This window comes from Arthrobacter sp. SE2 (genome assembly GCF_058244265.1).
The window spans coordinates 16,792-40,903 of sequence record NZ_JBZAYA010000005.1 but is presented as its reverse complement, the minus strand read 5'-3'; the positions used below and the strand labels follow the sequence as shown (position 1 = coordinate 40,903).

The window sequence follows — 24,112 nt, the reverse complement described above, 5'->3', positions numbered from 1 at the left end:
CATGAGCATCGCCGAATCCCGTGTCACGATCGACGTCGACGGTACGGCGATCTCGGGTATCTACGCCCGGCCGGACAAACCGGTCGCGACCCTCGTTCTTGCCCACGGAGCCGGTGCGGGCATGGAGCATCCATTCCTGGGCGGCCTCGCGAACGCGTTGAACGACGACGGCGTCGCGACCTTGCGCTTCAACTTCCCCTACCGGGAGGCCGGCAAGAAATTCCCGGACCGGCCGCCGGCCGCAATCGCCGCCTGGCGGGCCGTCATGGCGGAAGCGGCGTCCCGTTCAGAGGGCGAACCGCTGTGGGCAGCCGGCAAGTCCTTCGGCGGCCGCATGGCGTCGATGGCAGTCGCCGAAGGCATGTCCGCGGCCGGACTCATCTACCTCGGCTACCCGCTGCACGCGCCCGGAAAACCGGAGAAGCTCCGCGATGAGCACCTCTACGGGCTCACGCTGCCCATGCTCTTCCTGCAAGGCACACGGGATACCTTCGCGACGCCCGAGCTGCTCGAAAACGTGGTCGCCCGGATCGGACCCACAGCCACCATCGAATGGTGGGACGGCGGCAACCATTCCTTTGAACGCGTGGGAGTCAAGAAGAGCGCTGCGGAGGTGGGCGCCTCATTGGCGGCTCCGGTGTCAGCGTTCCTTCGTAAGAACCGCTGAGCTGGAAGCAGACGCTGAGCCTCAGGCTTTCGCCGTGGCAACGGCTATGCCGGGCGGCAGCGGCTCGTGCCGCAAGTACTCCCGGCGGAATCGTCCGCTGCCGGCCGTCAGTCCCCGCAGCACGATCGCGTACCGCAGCAGTTCCTGTTCCGGGACTTCGGCGCTGATCTCAGTACGCTCTCCGCCCACGGATGTCGTCCCGGTGACGCGTCCGCGGCGGGAGGACAGATCGCTCATGACCGCACCCACATGCTCGTCGGCCACAAGGACCGTCACGGCGGAAATCGGTTCAAGAAGTTGGATGCTGCTCGCCGCGGCGGCCTCCCGCAAGGCCAACGCGCCGGCCGCCTGGAAAGCCGCGTCCGATGAATCGACGCTGTGCGTCTTGCCGCCTACCAGGATCACCCTGATGTCGACCACCGGGAAACCTGCCCGCACCCCCTTGCCCATCTGGGACCGGACGCCTTTCTCGACCGACACAACATACGTTCCGGGGATGACCCCGCCAACAATCCTGTCGACGAATTCGAAACCTCCCCCGCGGTCGAGGGGTTCCACTTCGATATCGCAAATCGCGTACTGTCCGTGGCCGCCGGATTGCTTGACATAGCGCCCGTGGCCGGCGGCCTGGGCGGCGAAGGTCTCCCGGAGCGGCGTGATGACGTCCACGGTCTGCAGCTTCACCCCTTGCTCGCGCAGCCGGTCCAGGACGGCCTCCGAGTGGGCCTCGCCCATGCACCACAAGACCAGCTGGTGCGTCTCCGAGTTGCGCTCCACCCTCAGGGTCGGATCTCCCGCCGCTACCTTGGCCAGGCTCTTGGACAGCACGTCCTCATCGCCATGCGAGGCCGCCTCGATCGCCACAGGCATCAGCGGCTCGGGCATGTCCCAGGTTTCCACGAGCAATGGAGCCTCGCGTGCGGAAACCGTGTCTCCCGTCTCCGCGCTCGCCACCTTCGCCAGCGCGCAGATGTCCCCGGCCACGGCGAACTGTACCGGCCGAAGGCTGGACCCCAACGGAGAGTAGAGATGCGTGATCCGCTCGTCGCTGTCGTGGTCGGGGTGGCCGCGTTCGGCCAGGCCGTGCCCGCCGACATGCACCGCAGAGTCCTCGCGAAGCGTCCCTGAGAAGACCCGGACAAGGCACACCCGTCCCAGGAACGGGTCCACGGTAGTCCGCACCACTTCACCAAGGAGCGGACCATCCGGATCGCATGTCAGGGGTGGGACAGGTGTCCCGCCCAGGTCGGTTACCGTCGGGAGGTTTCGCTCAGTCGGAGACGGAAACGCCCGGGTCAGCACCTCCAGTACTTCGGCCGTGCCGACTCCGGTCACGGAGGAGCTTGCCAGCACCGGAAAGAATGTCCCTCGGACGATCGCAGTCTCTAAATCTTCCACAAGGGTATCGATGGGGACCTCCTCGCCGCCGAGGTACCGGTCCATCAAGGTCTCATCCTCGCTCTCGGAAATGATGCCCTCGATGAGTTCCCCTCGGACACCCTCCGCGCCGGCCAGTTCGGCCGCAGTCGCGGGACGCACGGCAGGTCGTGGCTCCCCGGAGATGTACTCCGACACCGAGCCCGAAAGCAGCCCGAGTACGCCCGAGACAGCGTCTTCCTTGCGGACCGGCAAGTGAAGCGGCAGGACGGAATCGCCGAAGGCGGCCCGGCATTCGGCCAGGACAGCATCGTAGTTCGCCCGCGGATGGTCGAGCCGGCTGATCACCACTGCCCTGGGCATGCCAACGCGCTCGCATTCACCCCACAGGGCGGTGGTTCCGACGTCGACCCCGTCAACCGCCGACACCACGAACAACGCTGCATCCGCAGCACGGAGCCCCGCGCGCAACTCTCCCATGAAATCGGCGTAGCCCGGAGTGTCGAGAAGGTTCACTTTGACGTCGTCGAAGACCAGGGGCGCCGCCGACAGCCCGATGGATCGCTGCTGGTGGATGGCCGTCGCTTCGGAGTCACTCACCGTGGTTCCATCCACGATCGAACCCATGCGGGACACGACGCCGGCAGCGTAGAGGAGCGATTCGAGCAGCATCGTCTTTCCGGCGCCTGAGCGGCCAATCAAGACGACGTTGCGGATATTCTCGGGCCGATCGGCCGGCGCCGAGGAAGGGTCCGCCCGTCGAAGATCGGGGTTGGTCCGGTTCGACCCCTTCGTCGTACTGCCTGGGCCTTTCACCGACATGAGCACCTCCTGGAGTAGAAGCCGGATCCCCCGCGTCCTTTGCTAACCGATTCCACACCCTGGACCGGCGCACGGCAAGAGCAATCGACCCAGTCTGTCCGAAACCGCACGCTTAGGAGAGCATGCCCCACACCAGGCGAACGGATATGGTCGCGCTTGCTGCAATGACAACGGCGAAAGCCACCAGCCACAGCAAGGACGGCACCCCGGTGGAACGGGCCAGGATGTAGGCATCCGACGACGCGAGCCGGTCCCGCCGACTGGTGTGGACCGAAGCCACCTTGAACCAGTCCCGCACGGCGCCCACCTTGAGGGCTATGCCGAGTCCGAGCACAACATGGCTGACCGTCGAGGCGTTGGCGAACATGACAAGGAGTTGGGCAATCGCCGCGCTCAGGACCGCGACGAAGATTCCGGTGAAGTTCCGCAGAAAGATCAGTGCGAGCAGCAATACCAACGCGCCGATGGACATGGCCGCTCCCGACCGCCCTGCCGACACGGACCAGATAAGCGCCACACCCACCACCGCGGGACTCGGATATCCCCAGAAACCGGACCAGGCTGCGCCGAACTTACCGCGCCCGCTGCTCAGGAGCTGTCCCGAGTGGTCCAGCCCGATCTTGAGCCCGTGGACGACCCGCCCCGTCATGAGGGCGGCGAACGCGTGGCCCAATTCATGCACGAAGGTCACGTAAAGGCCAAACCAACGCCATGTGGCCCGCGGGATGCTCAGTACGACGGCCGCAGCCAGGATGCCGAACACCACTGGGGTCGCGAGGTTCGGCACCTCCGCCGTCGTGAATCCCCGCAGCACGGCCTGCCACCAGTCGTTGGCCAGGTCAGAGGGACGCAATTCCATGTTCATCACCGTCGCATCCTAAGGAAAGAGCCTGTGAATGCCTCCCAGGCCGCTGGAACCGCCTGCGAGCCGAGGTCACATCTTCCGTTTGGTCTTGGCCGTGGCGGGCGCCGTCCACGGATCTTCGGGCCAGGGGTGCTTCGGATAGCGGCCGCGCATTTCCGCACGGACCTGCGCATACGGGCCGGACCAAAAGGAGGACAAGTCGCCGGTCACAGCCAGGGGCCGCCTGGCCGGAGAAAGAAGGTGGAACAGCACCGGCACCCGTCCGCCGACCAAGCGGGGCGTCTCTGCCCAACCGAAGCACTCCTGCAACTTCACGGCCACTACCGGCCGGCCGCCGTCGTCCGCCGCGTCCGGATAGTCGATCCGCACCCGCGAACCGCTCGGCACCTCAAGCCATTCCGGCACCAGTTCACCGAGACGGGCCGCTTCCGGCCACGGCAAAAGCCGCCGCAACGGCTCGGCCAAGTCGATCCCGCTCGTCGCAGCGCCTCCCGCGAGCGCTTCGAGCTCCGGTGCCAGCCACTTCTTCAACCGGGCCAGCAACGCGGGCTCGGAGACGTCCGGCCATGGATCGCCCAGTTCCCTGTGCAGTAAAGCCAATCGCCGGCGCAACGCATCGGCAGCCGGCGACCATCCAATGGTCCCCAGACCTTCCTTCGCCAGCGCGTGGGCTACGGCGACGCGCCCGTCGTCGATGGAGGGCCGCACGGGCGTCGACGAAAGCAGGATCGCTCCCAGCCGCCGTTCCTGCCTGGCGGTGACACGGCCTTGTTTGAATTCGGCTTCCACCGTGTCGCCCAGGAGGTGGCTGGCGGCAGCTTCCGCCGCATCCGCTGCCAAGGGCGCAGCGGAACGGATGACGGCGCCGGTCCCTGCCGCGTCCCGGCCCTCCGCGCGGGACACTTCGGCGACGGCGAGCCATTCATGGCCGGTGAGCGGACTGCCAGCCGGCAGCCCGGCCCGCGTCCCGGACGTCAGCAGGTAACGTTCAGGGCCGGTGCCTGGAACACGGCGCGCCACACGGTCCGGGAACGCGAGCGCGACGACGAACCCCAAGGCCTCGGCAGCGCTCGCGGGGGAAGACAGGCTCGGCGGTGCGGTCAGGGAAGGCCCGACGCCGGATCCCCCCTGGCGTGCGATCGCCTCCATGCGGCGGACATCCTCCTCCCAACGCCGGGCTGCTGGGTCCTTGCCCGTCCGGAGCGTGGCCAGGAGGCGCGTCAGGTCGGCCCTCTGGGCCCGTTGATCGCCGGCCACGAGGGCGACCGCCTCGGCAGCCGCCCGGTGCCCGACTGTGGCGGCACCATCCAGCAGTGCGCGGGCCAGTCGTGGATCGGCGGGAACCCTGGCCAGGGTCTTTCCCAAGTCCGTGGCAAGCCCGTCCGGGTCGATCGCACCAAGTTCCCGCAGCACTTCCATTGCATCGTCCATCGCGCCTTGCGGCGGTGCGTCCGGAAGTGCGAGCCCCCGGCCACCCGGCGATCCCCAACAGGCCAGGACCAGCGCGGCGCCCGTCAGGTCGGCGGCCGCAATTTCCGGTGTGGGGTGGGCCGGTGCGGCTCCGTACGCTTTTTGCTCGTAGCAACGGACCACTCGTCCTGGCCCTTGGCGTGCAGCGCGTCCGGCGCGTTGTTCGGCGGAGGCACGGGAGCACGAGACGGTGACCAATCCGGACATGCCGCGGTTGGCGTCACGCCGCAGTTCACGGGACAGGCCCGAGTCGATGACCAACCGCACTCCCGGAACTGTCAGGGAGGATTCGGCCAGGGCAGTCGAGACGACAATCCGGGGAGATCCGCCGGGCTCACGGCCGGAGACCGCCCGGTCCTGTTCCGCCGGGCTTGCCTGGCCGTGAAGCTCCAATACCTCCGCGTCCGGTACCCTCGCAGCGAGGCCGGCGCGCAGCCGGGAAGCGACATATGAGACTTCCCACGCACCCGGGACGAAGACCAGGGCGTCGACGTTCGGATCGGCTGCGAGCGTGTCCGAGTACGACGACCCGGCAGTCTCCGCCACATGGTCCAAAAAGGCGCGGGTCACGCCGCGTCCGTCCAACCTTGGCACTACGGCGGGCGCCCAATCCACCTGCAGGGGATGCAGCGCGGACGGACAGTCGACGACGGGTGCCGGCCTGCCGCCGTCGTGCTTTCCGTCTGTGCCTTCTCCGACGCTGGAACCCCCAATCAGCGCGGCAAACCGTGGCGCGTCGAGGGTTGCCGACATCGCGACGAGCGTGAGGTCGTCCCGCAGCTCACGGACCTCGATGAGCATTCCGAGCAACAGGTCTGTCTCCAGGCCACGTTCGTGGACCTCGTCCAGGATCACAGCGTTGACGGTCTCAAGGCCCGAATCCGAGAGCAGGCGGCGCAGTAGGATTCCGGGGGTGACAAACTCAATGATGGTCCCCGGACCTGTCTGGCTTTCTCCGTGGACCGTGTACCCGACGCGCTCGCCGAGCCGGCTGCCGTCGAGGGCTGCGAGGCGCCGAGCGGCTGAGCGCGCGGCGACCCTTCGCGGTTGGGTCACGATCACGCGGGGGCGCTCTTTCCTGGCATCGGCCGCGGTCCTGGCGAGCGCGATATTGGCAAGCAAAGGCGGTACGAGCGTCGTCTTACCGGTCCCCGGGGGCGCTTGCACGACGGCGGTTCCTGCCGTTCCTCCCGCACCGAGGGCTTTGGCGAGTTCCCCCAGCGATTCTCCGAAGACGAGTCCCGCGCCGATCGTGTCCAGGTCGAAAGGGCGGTATGCGAGCTCGGCGTTCCGGGGAACGAGTGGGGATTTCACTCCTCCATTGTGCCTATATGCGGATCCGCGCCTGAAAGGTGGACTGCTTGCCGAATCGGGAGGACGATTAAAGGGCAGTTGCTAGAAGGAGGTCTGTGATGTGCTACGGCTACAACAAGGATTTCCGGCGGGACACCAGGAAAGATGCCTCACAGGAACCCGAGGAACGCCCTGAGCCCAAGGTGGACGCGAAGGACTTCATGTTCTGGTCCTTCCCACGCCGCCACCGTGAGTTCAGGAACGATCCGGAGCCGGTTATCGACCGGACCCGCGAAAGGGTCTAAGCCACGAAATTGAAGGGAACGTCCCAGAGGGGCGTTCCTTTCATTTGTGGCCCTACAACTCGGCGAATCCAAGGTATTTACTGGAGATACAACGTAAGCGGGTTCGCCTGCCTCGCTGCGGAAATTGGGCTCCCTTTTCCCTCCACTGCCACCGAAGGATCACCGCCATGAACGCATCAGCACTAAGCGACGAAGCCGGTGGGCGGCCATGACAGCGGACGCCATCACCTGGCTGATTGTCTTGATTGTCCTGCTGGTCATCTGGTTTGCGATGGCCGTCCACATTGTCACGCAGTATGAGCGCGGCGTCCTGTTGAGGCTGGGGAGGATCCAGGGCCTCCGGTCCCCGGGGCTTGTGATCATCATTCCGTTCGTCGACCGTCTAAGGAAAATCTCCCTGCGGATCGTCACCATGCCGATCCAGTCCCAAGGCATCATCACCCGGGACAACGTCAGCCTGGACATTTCCGCCGTCGCGTATTTCCGGGTGGTGGACGCCATCAAGTCCGTCCTCGCCATCGAAAACGTCTACGCCGCAATTGACCAGATCGCACAGACCACGCTGCGCAAAGTAGTGGGCCAGCACTCGCTTGACGAAACACTCGCAGAGACGGATGTCATCAACGCCAACATCCGTCAGATCCTGGATGGACTGACCTTGGAATGGGGCGTCGAAGTGACCCTCGTGGAACTCAAGGACATCCAACTGCCGGACAGCATGAAGCGCGCCATGGCCCGCCAGGCCGAGGCCGAACGTGAGAAGCGCGCAAAGATCATCGCCGCCGAAGGCGAGTCATTGGCCGCCGCTGCTCTGGGCATGGCTTCCGACACCATGATGGCCCACCCACTGGCCTTGCAGTTGCGCAATCTGCAGTCAATGGTGGAGATCGGCGTCGACAAGAACACCACGGTTGTCTTCCCGGCGCCCTTGATGAGCACTATCGGCGAGCTCGGAGCATTCCTTGCCCGCGAAGCCGCTGCCGCTAAAGCCGCGCAGCCACCGAGGACCATGACGGGCCGGACTATGGCGGCAGGGTGAAGGCGGCAGGGTGAAACTGAACGGCGCCTATGCTCGTTGAACCCGTCGTAAGCTGAGAACCGAGCGTACAAGCCGCAGAAGGAGGAAGACCATGACCGACCCCCTACGGGGCCGCGCCACCGCCTTCCTCCTCCGCATCGGCCTGTTGGCGGGACTGCTGTCGATCATCGCCGGAATCCTCGGGATGCATGTCATGGCGGGTGGCCACAGCATGCACGCCGCCCCCGTGGCGGGCCCGGCCGCCGTCGTGAGCCAAGCCTCCGTCGTTAGCCACCATGCGGTCCACCACGCGGCTCCTCCACCCGCGCCGTCGTGCACAAGCTCGGGCACCTGCACGGAGATGTCTGCCCTGCACGCCGTCTGCGTCCCTGCTCCGGGCCATAACACGCTGACAGCACCCCTACCCGGCGTCCCGCCCTATGCCAATGCGGTCACGGCCGAGGCTGGCGCCCAAGTCCGCGGCTATTCGCACCGCCCGGGAAGTCCTTCCCCGGGCGATCTCTGCATCAGCCGCACGTAAAATGCACTGCCGCGTCGGGCTGCTCTGCCCGTCGTACATGACACCACCCTGACGCGCCGCCCACACGGTGGCCTTTGCCGTGCGCGTCCCACGCAGCCGTAGCTCTGCAGGCTGATTGATTGAAGGACTCCAAAACCATGAGAAAAAGTTTGACCATGACCGCTGTTACCGTTGCCACGGCAATCGCGCTTGCCGGTTGCTCGGCCGGAACCGGCGGTGGCAATATGCCGGGAATGAACCACGGAAGCGCCTCCTCGTCCGGTTCGGCTGTGGACACTTCCGGTGCGGCCACGCCCGCGGGTGGAGGCCACAACGCGCCGGACGCAGAGTTTGCCCGGATGATGATCCCTCACCATGCCCAGGCCGTTCAGATGAGCGACGTCGTGCTCGCCAAGACCGGACTCCCTGCCCAAGTGACTGCGCTCGCCGGCAGGATCAAGGCAGCCCAAGGCCCGGAGATCGAAAAGATGACGGGCTGGCTCAAGGACTGGAACGAGCCGGCCGGGATGTCGGGTGACCACAGCATGAACGGAATGGTGGGCGACGAGGACTTGAAGAAACTCGAGGCCGCCCAAGGCCGCGAAGCAGCCAGGCTGTTCCTGACCCAAATGATCGCCCACCACCAAGGGGCGGTGGCCATGGCGCAAAAGGAAGGCGCCGACGGTAAGAACGCCGATGCCCTCAAACTCGGCAAGGACATCGTGACGGCCCAGGAGGCCGAGATCAAGGAAATGCAGGAACTATTGGGAACCCTGTAGCCCAAAGCACCCTGTAGCCCAAAGCACCGGTCCACCTGGTTTTCCAGTGTGGGCCGGTGCCGGTGGCCTGGACAAGGACGTCTTCCGGGCCTATGCCGTGACGCCTACGGAGGTTTCTTCCACCGCGAACAGCGCTTCCGCCACATCTTCCCTGAGGTGGTATTCCCTGGCGTCGACCGGATACAGGGAACCACTGACAACGTAGTAACCGCGGCCTTCGCCTGGGCCGCCGGCCGCGGCATCTATCGCGGCGATCATCCCCGGCTCCAGGGGCTTTTCTTTGCCTGCCTCGCGCAATCGAGCTAGGTCTTCGGCCTCAAGGCGACTGATCAAACCCGGAATATCGCACATCTAAAACACCGTCCTGTTCGGTACATGGGAATGGTTTGCGCCGTCGCCCCAGCCCTTGGTGCATGCCAAGAACAGTAAGGCCGGGCGTCGCTCATGGCAAGGGTCCAAACATGACCAGCCCACTAACTGGACGCCGCTTGCCTGCGACCCTTGTTTCATGCTGCGTTCTTGGTTCCGTTGCCTACTGTTCAGTAACGGTAGGCAACATCGAGGGAGTGACTTCACCATGCAAAGCCCATTCGGGCGAAAATGTCTCCTTCTCCTCTACCCGGCGCGGCTTCCTGGCCGCCGCACTGACCGGCGCGGCCTTGACCCTGGCCCCGGTTTCGTTCGCGGCAGCCGCTACCGGAACCAGCAAGACCAAGACGATCACCGGCCATCTGGATCCGGGCGCCGCAGACTTCGTCTATTTGCCGATCGAGGTCCCGGCTGGCGTCAACAAGATCAGCGTTTCGTACACCTACAGCAAGCCCCAGGTGGCCTCAGGCCTCCTCGGGAACGCCTGCGACATCGGAATCTTCGATGAGAAGGGCACCGACCTCGCTGGAAAGGGTTTCCGCGGCTGGTCCGGCGGTTTCCGGACCGAATTCAGCATCAGCGCGGGCGAAACGACGCCGGGCTACTTGCCGGGATCGATTGGAAAGGGCACGTGGAACGTCGTTCTCGGCCCTTACCAGGTGGCCGAGCAGGGCCTTGACTACACCGTGAACGTCACCCTTGAGTACGGACCCGACGTCACTCCTTTCAAGCCCCAGTACCCGCCGCAGCAGATCGCCGGCCGCGGCGCAGCCTGGTACCGCGGCGACGCGCACCTGCACACCGTCTACTCCGACGGAAAGCGCACCCCCGAGGAAGTCGCAGCCGGCGCCCGCGCCGCGCGTCTCGACTTCATGATCTCCACGGATCACAACACTCCGGCATCGCACGGCGTCTGGGGACCGCTCGCCGGCAACGACCTCCTCATCCTCACGGGCGAGGAAGTCACCACGCGAAACGGTCACTACCTCGCGCTCGGCCTGGAGCCGGGCGAATGGATCGACTGGCGCTACCGGGCCCGCGACAAGGGGTTCGAGCAGGAAGCCCAGCGGATCCACTCCTCGGGGGGCATTGTTGTTCCGGCCCACCCGTACTGCCCGTATGTCGCCTGCCGTTGGAAGTTCGGTTACGACGACGCCGACGCCGTAGAGGTATGGACGGGCCCATGGACCATTGACGATGAGTCCTCCGTCAACACGTGGGACTCAATGCTGGCCCATTCCGTGCGCACGGGGGGCCGGTGGCTCCCCGCGATGGGCAACAGCGACGCCCACAGCGCCCCGCAGGTCATCGGCTTCCCCCACAACGTGGTCAACGCCGCAGCATTGTCCCGCGATGCCCTGCTTGACGGCATCCGCAATGGCCGGAACTGGATCGCCGAGTCCGCCGACGTCTCGGTGGACTTCCAGGTCACGTCCGGCGGCAAGAGTGCGACCGTTGGCGACCGGCTCAAGGTTGCGGCGGACGCCCCTGTCACGGTGACGGCGAAAATCGCCGGCGTGCCGAACGGCGTCGTACGCTTCATCACGGACGAAGGACAGACCCAGCAGGTGACGCTTCCCGCGTCGGGTCAGGGAACCAGCACGTGGGTTACCACCCCGCAGCTTGCGGCGTACGTGCGCGTGGAGGTCCGGCATCCGAAGATCGACGGAACGTCCGGAAGCGGTACGGAGATGGGAACGGTCATCCCCCTCGGGCCCATGGCGGCGCTGACGAACCCGATCTTCCTGGGCGCCAGCTAGTCGGCAACAGATCCGATTGAGTTGAGGGAGGCCCTGCCAGTACCCCTACCAGCAGGGACTCCCTCACATCGGAAATCTCGTGTTGGGTGGATAGTGCCAATCCTCCGTCCACTAACAGGAGAATAATGCTGACCGTAAATGCTTACGCCGCCCCGTCCGCGAGCGAAGGGCTCGTTCCGACCACCATTGAGCGCCGCGACGTCGGCGCCCACGACGTGCTGATCGAGATCAAGTACGCAGGCATCTGCCATTCAGACATCCACACCGTCCGCGGCGACTGGGGACCGCAATCCTATCCACTCGCGCCCGGACACGAAATCGCCGGAATTGTCACCGAAATCGGCTCCGAAGTGACCCGCCACAAGGTCGGCGACCGCGTCGGCGTCGGCTGCATGGTCAACTCCTGCCGCGAATGCGAGAACTGCCGCAAGGGCGAGGAGCAGTACTGCCTGAAAGGCATGACCGGGACCTACGGCGCCGTTGACCGCGACGGGACCATCACCCAGGGCGGCTACTCCACCCACGTCGTCGTGACCGAGGACTTCGTGGTGCGGATCCCCGAAGGGATAGAGCTCGACGCCGCCGCCCCCCTGCTGTGCGCAGGCATCACCACGTATTCGCCGCTCCGGCATTGGGGTGCCGGCCCGGGCAAGAAGGTCGGCGTCGTCGGACTCGGCGGCTTGGGCCACATGGCCGTCAAGCTCGCACACGCCATGGGCGCCGAAGTCACGGTGTTGTCCCAATCGCTGAAGAAGATGGAAGATGGCCTGCGCTTGGGCGCGGACCGGTACTTCGCCACGAGCAACCCGGCCACCTTCGAAGAGCTTGCGGGAACCTTCGACTTGATCATCAACACCGTCAGTGCCCCCATCGACATCAGCTCCTACCTTCAGTTGCTGGCCCTCGATGGCGCGCTGGTGAACGTAGGTGCACCGGCCGAACCGCTACCGGTCAACGTGTTCTCACTCATCACGGGACGCCGCTCCTTCGCGGGATCAGCGATCGGCGGCATTCGCGAGACCCAGGAAATGCTCGACTTCTGCGCCGAACATGGACTTGGCGCCGAGATCGAGGTCATCCCGGCCGAGAAAATCAACGACGCCTACGAGCGCGTGCTCGCCTCCGATGTGCGGTACCGCTTCGTCATTGACGCGTCCACACTGGGCTAGGCGAGGGCAAGCGTAACGTCAGTGCGCGGGTCCCGTCCCTCCCCGTAAATAAGGTCCCTGCGGGGCACAAGCACGTGGCACCGGCCGCTCGCTTGTGCCGCGCAGGGACTTTTTGCTGTCCGCGAGCCTCTCTTGGCCGCGGGAGCCCGCAGCAACGATGATGTCCCCATGAAGGCAATCCGATGAACAAGAACCGACTCGAGGCATTCAGTGACGGCGTCCTGGCCATTGTCATCACCATCATGGTGCTTGAGCTGCGGGTTCCGCCGGAACCGAGCTGGCATGCCTTGCTCAGCGTCTTTCCCACGTTCCTCAGCTACTTGCTCAGTTTCGTCTACGTGGGGATCTACTGGAACAACCACCACCACATGATCCATCTGGCGGATCGAGTCAACGGCCGGATACTGTGGGCGAACCTGCACCTGTTGTTCTGGATATCCCTCTTCCCGTTCAGCACACGTTGGATGGATGAGTCGGGCTTCGCCGAGGTCCCCGTGCTGGCATACGGGTTCAACCTGCTCTGCGCCGCGATTGCCTACTTCGTCCTGCAGCAGTCGTTGATCCGGCACCAGGGACGGCAGGGTGCGCTCGCCCAGGCGATTGGCCGGGACTGGAAGGGGAAGACGTCGCCGCTCATCTATCTGGCCGGCCTTGGCCTCTGTCTTCTGCATCCTTTGCTTGCCGTCGCCGCGTACACCGTCGTGGCTTTGATCTGGCTGGTTCCGGACCGCCGCGTTGAACACTTTGTCATCCGCGCACACCAGGAGCGAGCGGAGTAGCGCGAGCCGCCGAAGCACCTCAGACCCGGCGTGAGCGCCGTTCAAGCAGGAGCGTATCCCGCCATTGGCCGGCAAGGGGGCCCGCGCTCATTCGTGCGATGCGTTCACGGCGGCCAACGATGGTGAAGCCATTGGCCTGGTGAAGGCGGATGCTGGCTTGGTTTTCGGGGAAAAGGCTCGACTGGATGGTCCAGATGCCATGCTCTTCGGTCGACGCGGCCAGCGCTTTCAGCAGCAGGCTTCCGACACCCCGTCCGCGGGCAGAACCGGCGACATAGACGGAGTGTTCGACGACGCCGGCATAAGCGGGGCGCGCAGACACCATGGAAACGGCCGTCCATCCCACCACGTGGCCGGACGCAACAGCCACGAATCGGTGATCAGGAAGGCGGCTCGCGTCGAATTGTTCCCAGTCAGGAGCTGCCGCCTCAAAGGTTGCTTGCCCGGTCTCGATACCCTCCGTGAAAATCGCACGGACCTCGGGCCAATCATCGGGACTCATGGGCCGGATCAGGACGGCTCCGGCTTCGCTGGACATCCACCCATTATGCACGTGGATTGACGAGCCCTTGATTGAAGTCCCCGACCTTGTTGCACTTGTCCCATGAGCAAAGAACAGCTGATCATCATCGGATCCGGCCCTGCCGGCTACACCGCGGCAATCTATGCCGCCCGGGCGGGCCTGAGCCCCCTCGTCCTTGCCGGATCGGTCACCGCCGGCGGCGCGTTGATGAACACCACGGAGGTGGAGAACTTCCCCGGCTTCCCCGCTGGAATCCAGGGCCCCGAGCTCATGGATGGCCTCCAGGAGCAGGCCGAGCGCTTCGGCGCCAAGATAGCGTTCGACGACGTCACTGAAGTCCAGCTGCGTGGCCACCTCAAACGTGTGGTCACCGGCTCGGGCGACACCCACGAGGCACCGGCTGTCATCCTTGCAACCGGTTCCGCCTACAAGGAACTCGGCTTGCCCGAAGAGAAGAGACTGAGCGGTCACGGCGTTTCGTGGTGCGCCACGTGCGACGGCTTCTTCTTCCGCGAGCAGGAAATCATCGTGGTGGGCGGCGGTGATTCCGCGATGGAAGAAGCGATGTTCCTGACCCGGTTCGCAAAGGCCGTGACCGTGGTTGTCCGCAGGGAAGAGCTCCGGGCCTCCCGGATCATGGCCCAGCGGGCCAAGGACAATCCGAAAATCCGCTTCGCGTGGAATTCCGCCATCACCGCCATCCACGGCGACACCAAAGTCACCGGGGTGACCCTGGCCGACACACGTTCCGGCGAATCGCGTGAACATGCGGCTACGGGCATATTCGTGGCCATCGGACATGTCCCTCGAACGGACCTTGTTGCGGGACAAGTGGAGCTCGACGCTGAGGGCTACATCAAAGTGGACTCCCCCACCACGGTGACCAATCTCTCCGGAGTCTTCGCTTGCGGTGACGCGGTGGACCACCGCTACCGCCAGGCCATCACCGCCGCCGGCACGGGTTGCGCAGCGGCGCTGGATGCCGAGCGGTACCTCGCCGCGCTCGACGACGCGGACAGCATCGCCACGGCGCTGGTGGAAGAACCCACCCACGCCTGAACCCACCCAACTGGCTCGCAGTTGATGTCGTTTTGAGGGCTCAAAGCGACAACTAATGCCAGTCAGTTGGGCACGTTAATCAAGCTGGACCTAAAACCCACTTTTCGGCATGCCTAACTTAACGGTATCCTCATCATGTCCGTATCCCCGATGTTGAGGAAGCCATGGCTGCGACTATCGCGGAGCGACCGGCGAGCAAGACCCGGTGGAAGTCCCGGCTGCTTTTGTTGGGTCCGGCTTTCGTGGCTGCGATCGCATACGTGGATCCTGGAAACGTCGCGGCAAACCTTACTGCCGGAGCCAACTACGGCTACCTGCTCGTGTGGGTCCTGGTAGCGGCAAACATCATGGCGGTCCTGGTGCAGTACCAGTCCGCAAAACTTGGCTTGGCAACCGGACAAAGCCTTCCGGAACTCCTGGGCAAACGCTTGGGAACCCACCGCCGCAGACTGTTCTGGGTCCAGGCAGAGGTAGTTGCCGGGGCTACCGACATGGCCGAAGTCATCGGCGGAGCGGTAGCCCTCAACCTTCTCTTCGGACTGCCGCTCCTCATGGGTGGAATCATCATCGGAATGGCATCCATGTTGCTCCTGGCGCTCCAGTCGTCACGGGGCCAGAAGTCCTTTGAGTACGCCATCATGATGCTCCTGGCGGTCATCGCCGTCGGTTTCGTTTCGGGGCTCTTCGTCAATCCCCCCGAGACCGGTGGAGTATTGGCTGGTTTGGTGCCGCGGTTCGAAGGCACGGACACTGTCCTCCTCGCTGCGAGCATGCTCGGCGCCACCGTCATGCCGCATGCCATCTACCTGCATTCGGCCCTGGCCCGTGACCGGCATGGTTTCTCGGAAGATCCCGTTGTACGGACAAGGCTCATCAGGACCACCCGCGTTGACGTCGCGGCCGCTTTGATGCTGGCCGGAGTCGTGAACATCGCCATGCTCCTTTTGGCCGCGTCCAGCCTGCGGGGAGTCGAAGGAACCGACACCATCGCCGGGGCCCATGCCGCTGTGACATCTGCCCTTGGTCCAGTCATCGGCGTGGCTTTCGGCGTTGGCTTGCTAGCCTCGGGCCTCGCTTCGACCTCCGTCGGATGCTACGCCGGCGCAACGGTCATGGGCGGACTCCTCAAGATCCGGGTGCCCTTGCTGCTCCGCCGGGTAGTCACGCTGGTCCCTGCCCTCGTCATTCTCGGCGCGGGCATCGAACCCACCCTGGCGCTCGTGTTGAGTCAAGTCCTGCTGAGCTTCGGCATTCCTTTCGCCTTGATTCCGCTCATCCGGCTCACCGGCAAGCGCGAGGTCATGGGCATCCACACGGATTCCACGGCATTGAAGATTGCCGGGTGGACCAGCGCCGCACTGATTGTGGGCCTCAACTGTGTCCTCATCGTCTTGACCGTCACAGGGAAGTCCTAGGTCCATGAGCAACCCCCAGGCCCTGGCCCGTCGGCTGGGCACCTTTGACGCGGTCGTGATCGGGTTGGGCTCCATGATCGGCGCCGGCGTGTTCGCGGCCTTCACTCCGGCCGCTGCCGCCGCGGGATCAGGATTGCTGGTTGGACTCGTCGTCGCGGCTGCTGTGGCATTCTGCAACGCGACGTCCTCCGCCCAACTCGCCGCCGCATACCCGACGTCGGGCGGGACCTACGTTTACGGTCGTGAACGGCTGGGACCGTGGTCCGGATATCTGGCCGGTTGGGGATTCGTCATCGGGAAGACCGCCAGCGCGGCGGCCATGGCCATGACCTTCGCCGCCTATGCGGCCCCTCCGGGGTGGGAACGTCCCGTGGCGATCGCCGGCGTCGTCGTCCTCGCCGCCGTGAACTATCACGGGGTGACCCGCACAGCCGGCCTCACACGCATCCTCGTTCTCGCAGTACTGGCGGCCCTCGCCATTGGCGTGGCAGCCTGCTGGGGCGGTTCAGCTCCGTCCCCGGCCAACATCCCCGGCGATGGACTGCTTGCACACGGCTGGTACGGGATCCTCCAATCAGCCGGGTTGCTGTTCTTCGCCTTCGCCGGCTACGCGAGGATCGCGACCATGGGAGAGGAAGTCCGCGACCCCCGGCACGCCATTCCACGTGCCATAGGGATCGCGCTGGGCATCGCCGTCGTCCTCTACGCGATCATCGCGGTGACCCTTCTCGCCACTCTCGGCCCGGACCGTGTGGCCGGCACCTCAACGCCGCTCGCTGCCGCGGTCGGAGCCGGGACTTTTTCCTGGGCCGTTCCGGTGGTCCGCGTGGGAGCCGCCGTCGCCTCCCTCGGGGCCCTGCTGGCGCTCATCGCCGGCTTGGGCCGGACCACCCTGGCAATGGCCAGGCACCACGACCTGCCGCACTGGCTCGCCGCAGTCCATCCCCGCTACCGTGTCCCGCACCGCGCCGAAGTCACCCTCGCCGTCGTGATCTGCGTGATCGTCGCGGTCGCCGACTTGCGCGGCGCGATCGGCTTCTCTTCTTTCGGTGTGCTCATCTACTACCTGGTCGCCAATATTGCGGCGTTCACCCAGCCGGCCGAAGACCGCCGATACCCCAAAGCGCTCCAAGTGTTCGGCGCACTGGCTTGCGTAGTCCTCGTGGCCACGCTTCCGCCGCTATCGGCAGGCCTGGGCGTGCTCATGTTCGCGGCCGGCATCATCCTGCGCGTGGTCAGGCTTAAGCGATAGCGTCGTGTGCGGGCGCGGAGGCAGCAGGCCGTTCCTTCGGCGGCATCCGCCGCGACGGCCGCCCGGCCAACCCAATGACAAGCAGGGCCAGGACAGTGAGAGCCGCGCAAGCCGCGAAGACGCCTTGGTAGCCGAACGCCGTCGTCGATCCCAAAGCGATGATCGGACCCGAAACGATGGCGCCGACGCGCCTCGTGTTGGTGTAGAGGCCGGAGGCCAGGCCCGGACGCGGAATCAGCCGCTGGAACAAGGTCAGCCCCACACCCGCCACGATCCCGAAGAACCAGGCATTCAGGACCTGGAGCGCAATCAGGGTGGCCGGGTTGGAGACAAAAGCCATGGCCGCGTAGTAGGCGATCCCGGCCACGCATCCCGACGCAATGAGCGCCCGGCTGGAGTAGCGGCGCGCGAGCCGCCCGATCAGGAAGAGCGCCGGGATCTCAAGCGCGGCAGACACGCCGAGCGCGATGCCCGCCCAGATGATGTCCACGCCGAGCCCCTGGGTCACGAAAAGGCCCATGATGGACACAGCGGCGCTGTTGGTTGCCTGCAGGGCGATAAAGCCGAGGACGACGGCGGCGACCCCCGTTTTCGAGAACGGGTGCCCATCCTCTTCGCCATGAGCCCTGGGCCGATCCTCGACGGCGGCAGCGCGCCGCCGGGAAATCATGGCAGCAGTGGTGGCGACATTGAGGACGGCGACCGCACCGAGGGCGAGCAGGATGGCCCGATTGCCCAGGGCGCCCATGATGAATGTCGCGAGGGGCGGCCCGGCCACCCAGGCGAAGGAGACAATTGCGCGCGTGTTCACCACATCGGTCGCTCCGGCACCTGAGTGCCTGAGGTGGGCGAACAGCAGCGAGCTGCCGACCCCCGCCGGGCCGCCCAGGACGATCAAGCCCACGACGGCGAGCGGCAGCGAAGTGCTCACGGCCAGGAGGGCGGACAGCGCCAAGGTCAGGACGCCGCAGGCCAGCATGGGACGCAGGTAGTCGTTTGCGCGGTCTGCATAGGCCGGCACGAGAAGGGACGCGACGAAGCCGCTGGCATTGTAGACGGCGAGAACCCATCCCACCTCGGCCGGGGTGGCGTTGAAGAGGGCCACCAGCAGGATGGCCAGGGCAGGGTTGAGGAACGCGAACTGGAGCCCCCACAACAGCGCCGCAGAGGGGACGAGCAGACGCTTCATGCTTCCATTCCGTTTATCCACGCCCTCAACCCTAGAAGCCTTCCGGGCCGCGAGGGAGGCCCTGCCGGTACCTGTATCAGCAGGTCTTCCGGCTGGTCAGGGCTGATTTTGGACGTCGCCCCGATCAGATCCTGCCGGCGGGCGAGCTCTGACAAAACCCGAATCAGGGGTGGACGGCGGAGGTCGCACAGAGCAGGATTGAGCCATGAGCATCCATGAGGCACTTCTGAAGCAGGCCAGCATTACCGCCACGGAAGCCACGCTCGTGGCGAAGTTCGAGATCGAGGGCAACATCCCTGGTTCCGGCGCCTTTGTCGTGGGCCTGGTCGCGGCGACTCCGGACTATTCCTCTCAACGAAGACTGGGCATCGAGTTCATGAACGGGGAGGCGATTGCCTTCTTCTCGTTCAACCATGACCAAAGCGCCGAAGAAAATTACGACCTCAAGGGTGTTGAACACTCGGGGAACGTCATTACCGGCCATTTCCCCCTCTCTGCGATCAACGGCCTTGGCAAGGGACACGTGATGACGGCCTTCAGTGAAGCCGACGGCCGCGAGTTCCAGTCCGGCGTCGCCGTCGAGGAGTCGCTCTAGCCGGGCGGCCAAATCCATGCCCGATTCGCCCTTGCGTGTCATGTGACACATGCGCGCAAAGGAATAGCACCTGCCGGGTTACCGTTGACGCGAATAGTTCATAACAACGACGGCAGGAGAATCCGTGGACTTCACCCCCGAATCCGGCACCATCACTATGTTCTCGACCACTTGGTGCGGTTATTGCAACCGACTGAAGAAGCAGCTGGACGCCAAGGGCATCGGCTATAACGAGATCAACATCGAAGAGGTTGAGGGCACTGCCGCACTCGTGGAGAAGCTGAACGGCGGCAACCAGACCGTGCCCACGGTCCTCTTCCCGGACGGTACCGCTGCCACGAACCCTTCCGCCGCCGAGGTCGAGGCGCGCCTCGCCGCCTGAACCGCCATAGCGGACTTATCCAGGTGGTGCGACCGATTCCAGTCGCACCACCACGGATTTAGACGCGGGAGTATTGCTGCCCTCGGCGGTCGAATCCAGCGGAACAAGGACGTTCGCTTCCGGGTAATACGCAGTCACACAACCGCGGGCTGTGGGGTACGCGATCAACCGCAACTGGCGCAGGACCCGGTCCACGCCGTCGTCGGCTTCGCTGTGGACGTCCACATAGCCGCCATCGGCAAGGCCCAGGTCAGCCAGGTCGTCGCGGTGCGCAAAAAGGACCATGCGGCCCTTCTTCACGCCCCGGTAGCGGTCGTTCATGCTGTACGTGGTCGTGTTGAATTGATCGTGCGAGCGCACGGTCTGGAGCAACAGGCGCCCCTGCGGGACGTGGATCGTCTCAAGGTCGTTGACCGTGAACATTGCCTTCCCCGTGACGGTGGGAAACTTCCGCTCGTCCCGGGGGCCATGGGGCAGGACGAAGCCGTCACGGCTCCGGGCTTTCTGGTTGAAGTTCTCAAAGCCCGGCACCACATGGGAAATGTGCTCGCGCACTGAGTCGTAGTTTGCCTCGAAACCTCGCCAATCAACGGGGACTTTGTTGCCGAGTACCGTCCCGGCCATGCGGCACACGATCGCCACTTCGGACAAGAGTTTGTCGGAGATCGGCTCCAGCCTTCCCGCCGAACGGTGTACCGCGCAGACGGTGTCTTCGACGGTGACGAACTGCTCGCCGCTCGCCTGGCGGTCTATTTCGGTGCGGCCCATCGTCGGCAGGATCATCGCTTGTTCCCCCACCACGGCATGGGAACGGTTGAGCTTCGTGGAGATCTGGACGGACAAGCGGGTCTTGCGGACGGCTGCCTCGGCCGCAGTGGTGTCCGACATCGCATGCACGAGGTTTCCGCCGAGCGCGACGAGCACCTTGATCCGGCCGTCCCGCATGCCGCGGATGCTGTCCACGGAGTCGACGCCTGGGTGCCGCGGCGGGTCGAAGCCGAATTCCTGCTGCAGGGCGTTGAGGAACGGTTCGGGCATCTTCTCCCAAATACCCATCGTCCGATCGCCCTGGACGTTGCTGTGCCCACGGATCGGCGACGGGCCGGCGCCGGGTTTGCCGATGTTCCCGCGGAGCAGGAGCAGATTGACGATCTCCTTGATGGTCGCCACGGCCTTCTTGTGCTGGGTCAGGCCCATGGCCCAGGTAATGATGACCTTCTCCGCGCGCAGGTAGCGGGAGGCGAGCTCATCGATTTCCTCCGCCCTCAAGCCCGTTGCGGCGAGGACGTCCTGCTCATCAAGCTCTTCGATATGGGCTTGGAACTCTTCGAGGCCTTGGCAGTGCTCCTCGACGAACGCATGGTCCAGAACTGCCCCCGGTGCCGCCTTCTCTGCCTCCAGGACCCGCTTGGAGACGGCTTGAAGCAACGCCATGTCCCCTGCGAGGCGGATCTGAAGGAACTGGTCCGCCAGGTCCGTTCCTTTGCCCACCAGCCCACGGGGCCGTTGCGGGTTCTTGAAGTTGATGAGTCCGGCTTCTGGAAGAGGGTTCACGGCGACAATGCTGGCACCGGCGAGTTTTGCCTCTTCCAAGGCGGTGAGCATCCGGGGATGGCAGGTCCCCGGATTCTGGCCCATGATGATGATCAAATCAGCCTTGGCGAAGTCCGTGTAGCTGACAGCGGACTTGCCCACGCCGAGCGTCTCACCGAGGGCCAGCCCCGTGGACTCATGGCACATATTCGAGCAATCGGGCAGGTTGTTGGTCCCGAAGGCCCGGACGAAGAGCTGGTAGACGAACGCGGCTTCGTTGCTCGTCCGGCCGCTCGTGTAGAAAGTGGCCTCGTCGGGCGATTCCAGGGCATTCAGTTCACGGGCAACAATCCGGAACGCATTGTCCCAGCTGATGGGACTGTAATGGCTCGAACCGGCAGGTTTGTAGACGGGCTCAACGAGCCTGCCCTGCTGGCCCAGCCAGTATTCCGAGCGCTCGGCGAGGGAATCGACGTCGTTCGCCTCCCAGAAACCGGACGGAACCTTGAGCGGATCAGCCTCCCACCCGACGGCCTTCGCGCCGTTCTCACAGAACTCGGCCAGCTTCCGCTCCGGAGGATCCGGCCAGGCGCAGCTCATGCAGTCGAAGCCGTCCTTCTGGTTCATGGCCAGCAGGGACTTCCAGGTGCGGGACGGTCCCATCTGGCTCAACGCATGGGGTAAGGAGTCCACCAGGCTGGGCAAACCCGCGGCGGATCGCTTCGGCGGTCCGACGGTGAGGTCCGCGTCGGAATCGTGGACAACGGATGGCTTCTTGTCCATTGCTCTACCTCGGTCCACTTGGTTGTGGCCTCAAGCGTAGTCCTGGTGGTATTCGTCTACAACGGCGTGCTGGTGCTCGTCACAGGGAGCAGGCTCTGGAAATCGCCGTCGATGAGTTCGGCGTATTCTGCGTAAGCCGCGACGACGGCGTCCTCCACTGCGGGTACGTCCAGCTGCGGCAAAAGGTCGTTGGCCGCCCCGGCCGTGGCCGGATCCCACTCCAGTCCGAGGGCGCCATAGCTGGCAGTGAGGACTTCACGGATGGGTGCGGAGTTCTCGACGACGATCACCGAACTGAACAGCCATCCCCCGGAGACCACCCTCTGGGCGGTGCCGACCAGCTTGATCTGGTGTGTTGGAAAATCCGGATCCAGGCCGTGGACGCTGAACTCACCGGGGCAGTACTCGCCGGGGATCTCCCCGACGGCGGCCTGAACGCCGACGCGGCGGAGCGCACCCGCGAGGAGCTCGCCAAAGAGGGAGAAACGGGCCTTCGCCCCGGCAATCGCGTCGGCGTGCGGCTCCACGTGGTCGATCACCAAGGTGCCCCGGTGGTAGGCCGCTGCCCGGCCTCCGGCCTTGCGGATCAACGGTTCGAAACCGAGGTCCCGGCAAGCCTCGGACGCGGCCTGGAATCCCGGCAGCTTGGCATCGCGTTGCCCGAACGCCACGGTCGGGCGGGGCCGGTACAACCGCAGCGTCGGCGCCAGAAGCCCCCTGCGGGCACGGTTGAGGAGCTCGATCCCGAAGTCCAGGTCATCAGCGACGCCGAGCGACTCTTCCTGGCGCACCACCGTGAGCGTGCGCTGTGTCCGGGCGAGGTCCTCAACCATCAGCTTTTCCTCAACGTGAGGATCTGCTCCGCGCGGCCGAAGGGGCCGCTGATGTCGTGAAGCACCGTGGACGTCAGGCCGATGCCGTCATTGCCGAATGAGACCATGTTGTCCAGGCCGAGCCATTCGCCCTCAGGTTCACGGTACATGTGGATCTGCAGGTCAAGGTTGGGAAAGATGTAGCTGTTCTTGCCCGGCGAAACGCGCGCGGCAATACCGTTGGCTGTGTCCACGAGTCCAATGAGCCTCGCGACATCGCGGCTGTCCGCCGCATCGGTGAGGGGATGCTCCGTACGGATCCAGACTTTGCCCGAGCCTGCCCGGTGTCCTTCCGCTATCCGCATTTCCAAGGACCGGATGTAGCCACCCGGCCACACGCTCGCACCGTCCCACAGCTTGCATTCGTCCGGGGCCGGCATTTCAACGTCTTCAATAGCGGCGACGGCACTCGTGTCGCTGGTTGCCATGCGCCAGGCGGTGGCCCGGATAGCCACGCGTCCTGCCGCCGAGAGTTCCGCCTGGATCAGTTCAATGGTTCTGCCGGGGCGGACCGTGGCCGTGGTGATTTCGAATTCGCCGCCCCGGATCAATCCAAGGATTTCGTAGCTGAGGCGCGCCATCCGGACGTCGTCGCGGGGCTCATGGCGGAGCAGGGCATCAGCCATAATGCCCGATGCGGGCGCCATGTGCTGCTCGTGCGGATTCCATGCGCCCTGGGCGTGGATGGTTGAGCGGAACCGCCCATTCCCGAGCGATTCGTAGTAGAAGTCGCCTTCCGCAAGGTCCGGAAGCTCAATACTCAACGCCTGCCCTTTCGCCGGTCCGGTAATGGAACTCAGACCACTGTATCTTCTGGCGCCACAGCCGTTCGACGTCGACGCCGCATGACCAGGCAGACTGCCAGTCCGGCTACTGAGAGGGGCAGGAGAGCGGCACCCAAAGGGGAGGCCGCCATGACAGCGAACCAGGCATCTATCGCCGCCAGGCCGATGGTCGCGTAGACGAGGGCCCAGATGCCCGAGCCAACGATTGCCGCAGGGAGATACCGGCTGAGCGGCATTCTCGCAGCCCCGGCAGCCAGGTTCACGGCGGTCTGGAGCCCGATTGTCAGGAAGGTCAGCACGACGGCGTAGGGGCCAAAGCGCTGAATCAAGGCCTGTGCTTTGCCGGCTTTGGGGCGATGCAAGGCGCGTGCGAAACGCGTGCGTTCGAGTCCAGCCGCCGCGCCGCGGCCGATCCAGTACGTCGTGTTGACCCGGACCATCACGATGGCGAAGAGTACCACAAGCGCCACTTCAAAGGGCAGGTCCAGGATCTGGTCCACGCGTCCCTCCCCGGTCGTCTCCGCAGCTAAG

The 24,112-nt window shown here is 65.0% G+C and carries 23 protein-coding genes; 13 read left to right on the top strand and 10 right to left on the bottom strand.

The features are described from left to right. Position 1 precedes the first annotated feature (1 nt). A complete protein-coding gene (locus tag AC4CS3_RS08630) occupies positions 2-667 on the top strand; it encodes an alpha/beta hydrolase family protein (protein ID WP_490783087.1) in 666 nt (221 codons plus the stop codon). Between the two features lie 21 nt (positions 668-688). Here the strand turns inward: AC4CS3_RS08630 and AC4CS3_RS08625 are convergent, their stop codons facing one another. The 3 genes from AC4CS3_RS08625 to hrpB all read right to left on the bottom strand — a co-directional run bounded on the left by AC4CS3_RS08625 (position 689) and on the right by hrpB (position 6,515). Beyond that, entirely contained in the window at positions 689-2,866 is a 2,178-nt protein-coding gene (locus AC4CS3_RS08625; protein ID WP_490783086.1) for an elongation factor G-like protein EF-G2, read from the bottom strand. 112 nt (positions 2,867-2,978) lie between these two features. Beyond that, positions 2,979-3,731, bottom strand: a complete 753-nt coding sequence (locus AC4CS3_RS08620; protein ID WP_490783286.1) for a M50 family metallopeptidase — start codon at positions 3,729-3,731, stop codon at positions 2,979-2,981. A 69-nt stretch (positions 3,732-3,800) separates the two neighbouring features. After that, entirely contained in the window at positions 3,801-6,515 is a 2,715-nt protein-coding gene (gene hrpB, locus AC4CS3_RS08615; RefSeq protein ID WP_490783085.1) for an ATP-dependent helicase HrpB, read from the bottom strand. Positions 6,516-6,613: 98 nt separating this feature from the next. Here hrpB and AC4CS3_RS08610 point away from each other — a divergent pair, with 98 nt between their 5' ends. From AC4CS3_RS08610 to AC4CS3_RS08595, 4 genes are all read left to right on the top strand, one after another. Further along, on the top strand, positions 6,614-6,799 hold the full coding sequence (locus AC4CS3_RS08610; RefSeq protein ID WP_490783084.1) for a hypothetical protein: 186 nt from the start codon (positions 6,614-6,616) through the stop codon (positions 6,797-6,799). Positions 6,800-7,007: 208 nt separating this feature from the next. Continuing rightward, a complete protein-coding gene (locus AC4CS3_RS08605) occupies positions 7,008-7,838 on the top strand; it encodes a slipin family protein (protein ID WP_490783083.1) in 831 nt (276 codons plus the stop codon). 91 nt (positions 7,839-7,929) lie between these two features. Continuing rightward, positions 7,930-8,358: a hypothetical protein gene (locus tag AC4CS3_RS08600; protein ID WP_490783082.1), complete on the top strand. Its 429-nt coding sequence runs from the start codon at positions 7,930-7,932 to the stop codon at positions 8,356-8,358. A 155-nt stretch (positions 8,359-8,513) separates the two neighbouring features. Then, positions 8,514-9,116 (top strand): DUF305 domain-containing protein, encoded by a 603-nt coding sequence (locus AC4CS3_RS08595; protein WP_490783081.1) that lies wholly within the window; start codon positions 8,514-8,516, stop codon positions 9,114-9,116. 90 nt (positions 9,117-9,206) lie between these two features. On the opposite strand, the gene AC4CS3_RS08590 is transcribed toward AC4CS3_RS08595, so the two are convergent. Then, positions 9,207-9,449, bottom strand: coding sequence for a hypothetical protein (locus AC4CS3_RS08590; protein WP_490783080.1), 243 nt, complete (start codon positions 9,447-9,449; stop codon positions 9,207-9,209). 233 nt (positions 9,450-9,682) lie between these two features. On the opposite strand from AC4CS3_RS08590, the gene AC4CS3_RS08585 reads away from it, so the two are divergent. The 3 genes from AC4CS3_RS08585 (at position 9,683) to AC4CS3_RS08575 (ending at position 13,193) form a co-directional block, all read left to right on the top strand. Next, positions 9,683-11,245 carry a CehA/McbA family metallohydrolase gene (locus AC4CS3_RS08585; protein WP_490783079.1) on the top strand — a complete coding sequence of 521 codons (1,563 nt, stop codon included), beginning with the start codon at positions 9,683-9,685 and terminating at the stop codon, positions 11,243-11,245. A 125-nt stretch (positions 11,246-11,370) separates the two neighbouring features. Further along, entirely contained in the window at positions 11,371-12,414 is a 1,044-nt protein-coding gene (locus tag AC4CS3_RS08580; RefSeq protein ID WP_490783078.1) for an NAD(P)-dependent alcohol dehydrogenase, read from the top strand. 182 nt (positions 12,415-12,596) lie between these two features. Then, positions 12,597-13,193, top strand: a complete 597-nt coding sequence (locus tag AC4CS3_RS08575) for a TMEM175 family protein (protein WP_490783077.1) — start codon at positions 12,597-12,599, stop codon at positions 13,191-13,193. A 19-nt stretch (positions 13,194-13,212) separates the two neighbouring features. Here AC4CS3_RS08575 and AC4CS3_RS08570 read toward each other — a convergent pair whose 3' ends face one another. After that, positions 13,213-13,731: a GNAT family N-acetyltransferase gene (locus AC4CS3_RS08570; RefSeq protein WP_490783076.1), complete on the bottom strand. Its 519-nt coding sequence runs from the start codon at positions 13,729-13,731 to the stop codon at positions 13,213-13,215. 66 nt (positions 13,732-13,797) lie between these two features. On the opposite strand from AC4CS3_RS08570, the gene trxB reads away from it, so the two are divergent. The 3 genes from trxB (at position 13,798) to AC4CS3_RS08555 (ending at position 17,442) form a co-directional block, all read left to right on the top strand. After that, positions 13,798-14,775, top strand: a complete 978-nt coding sequence (gene trxB / locus AC4CS3_RS08565; RefSeq protein WP_490783075.1) for a thioredoxin-disulfide reductase — start codon at positions 13,798-13,800, stop codon at positions 14,773-14,775. 164 nt (positions 14,776-14,939) lie between these two features. Continuing rightward, complete coding sequence (locus AC4CS3_RS08560; RefSeq protein WP_490783074.1) at positions 14,940-16,190, top strand: Nramp family divalent metal transporter; 1,251 nt, start codon at positions 14,940-14,942, stop codon at positions 16,188-16,190. Between the two features lie 4 nt (positions 16,191-16,194). Then, a complete protein-coding gene (locus AC4CS3_RS08555) occupies positions 16,195-17,442 on the top strand; it encodes an APC family permease (RefSeq protein ID WP_490783073.1) in 1,248 nt (415 codons plus the stop codon). On the opposite strand, the gene AC4CS3_RS08550 is transcribed toward AC4CS3_RS08555, so the two are convergent. Beyond that, positions 17,432-18,631 (bottom strand): MFS transporter, encoded by a 1,200-nt coding sequence (locus tag AC4CS3_RS08550; protein ID WP_490783072.1) that lies wholly within the window; start codon positions 18,629-18,631, stop codon positions 17,432-17,434. The two genes, AC4CS3_RS08555 and AC4CS3_RS08550, sit on opposite strands and share 11 nt — an antisense overlap. Positions 18,632-18,836: 205 nt before the next feature. Here AC4CS3_RS08550 and AC4CS3_RS08545 point away from each other — a divergent pair, with 205 nt between their 5' ends. Further along, complete coding sequence (locus AC4CS3_RS08545; protein ID WP_437770321.1) at positions 18,837-19,226, top strand: hypothetical protein; 390 nt, start codon at positions 18,837-18,839, stop codon at positions 19,224-19,226. 124 nt (positions 19,227-19,350) lie between these two features. Beyond that, on the top strand, positions 19,351-19,608 hold the full coding sequence (locus AC4CS3_RS08540) for a mycoredoxin (RefSeq protein ID WP_441429747.1): 258 nt from the start codon (positions 19,351-19,353) through the stop codon (positions 19,606-19,608). A 15-nt stretch (positions 19,609-19,623) separates the two neighbouring features. On the opposite strand, the gene AC4CS3_RS08535 is transcribed toward AC4CS3_RS08540, so the two are convergent. The 4 genes from AC4CS3_RS08535 to AC4CS3_RS08520 are packed head-to-tail and all read right to left on the bottom strand — an operon-like array spanning position 19,624 to position 24,081. Then, the gene (locus AC4CS3_RS08535) at positions 19,624-21,924 is read right to left on the bottom strand and encodes an FdhF/YdeP family oxidoreductase (protein WP_490783071.1); all 2,301 of its coding nucleotides are present in this window, start codon (positions 21,922-21,924) and stop codon (positions 19,624-19,626) included. Between the two features lie 56 nt (positions 21,925-21,980). After that, positions 21,981-22,757, bottom strand: coding sequence for a lipoate--protein ligase family protein (locus tag AC4CS3_RS08530; RefSeq protein ID WP_490783070.1), 777 nt, complete (start codon positions 22,755-22,757; stop codon positions 21,981-21,983). After that, positions 22,757-23,560, bottom strand: a complete 804-nt coding sequence (locus tag AC4CS3_RS08525; protein WP_490783069.1) for a thioesterase family protein — start codon at positions 23,558-23,560, stop codon at positions 22,757-22,759. The genes AC4CS3_RS08530 and AC4CS3_RS08525 overlap by 1 nt, the downstream gene beginning before the upstream one ends. A gap of 32 nt (positions 23,561-23,592) precedes the next feature. After that, complete coding sequence (locus AC4CS3_RS08520) at positions 23,593-24,081, bottom strand: DedA family protein (RefSeq protein ID WP_490783068.1); 489 nt, start codon at positions 24,079-24,081, stop codon at positions 23,593-23,595. Positions 24,082-24,112: the final 31 nt, after the last annotated feature.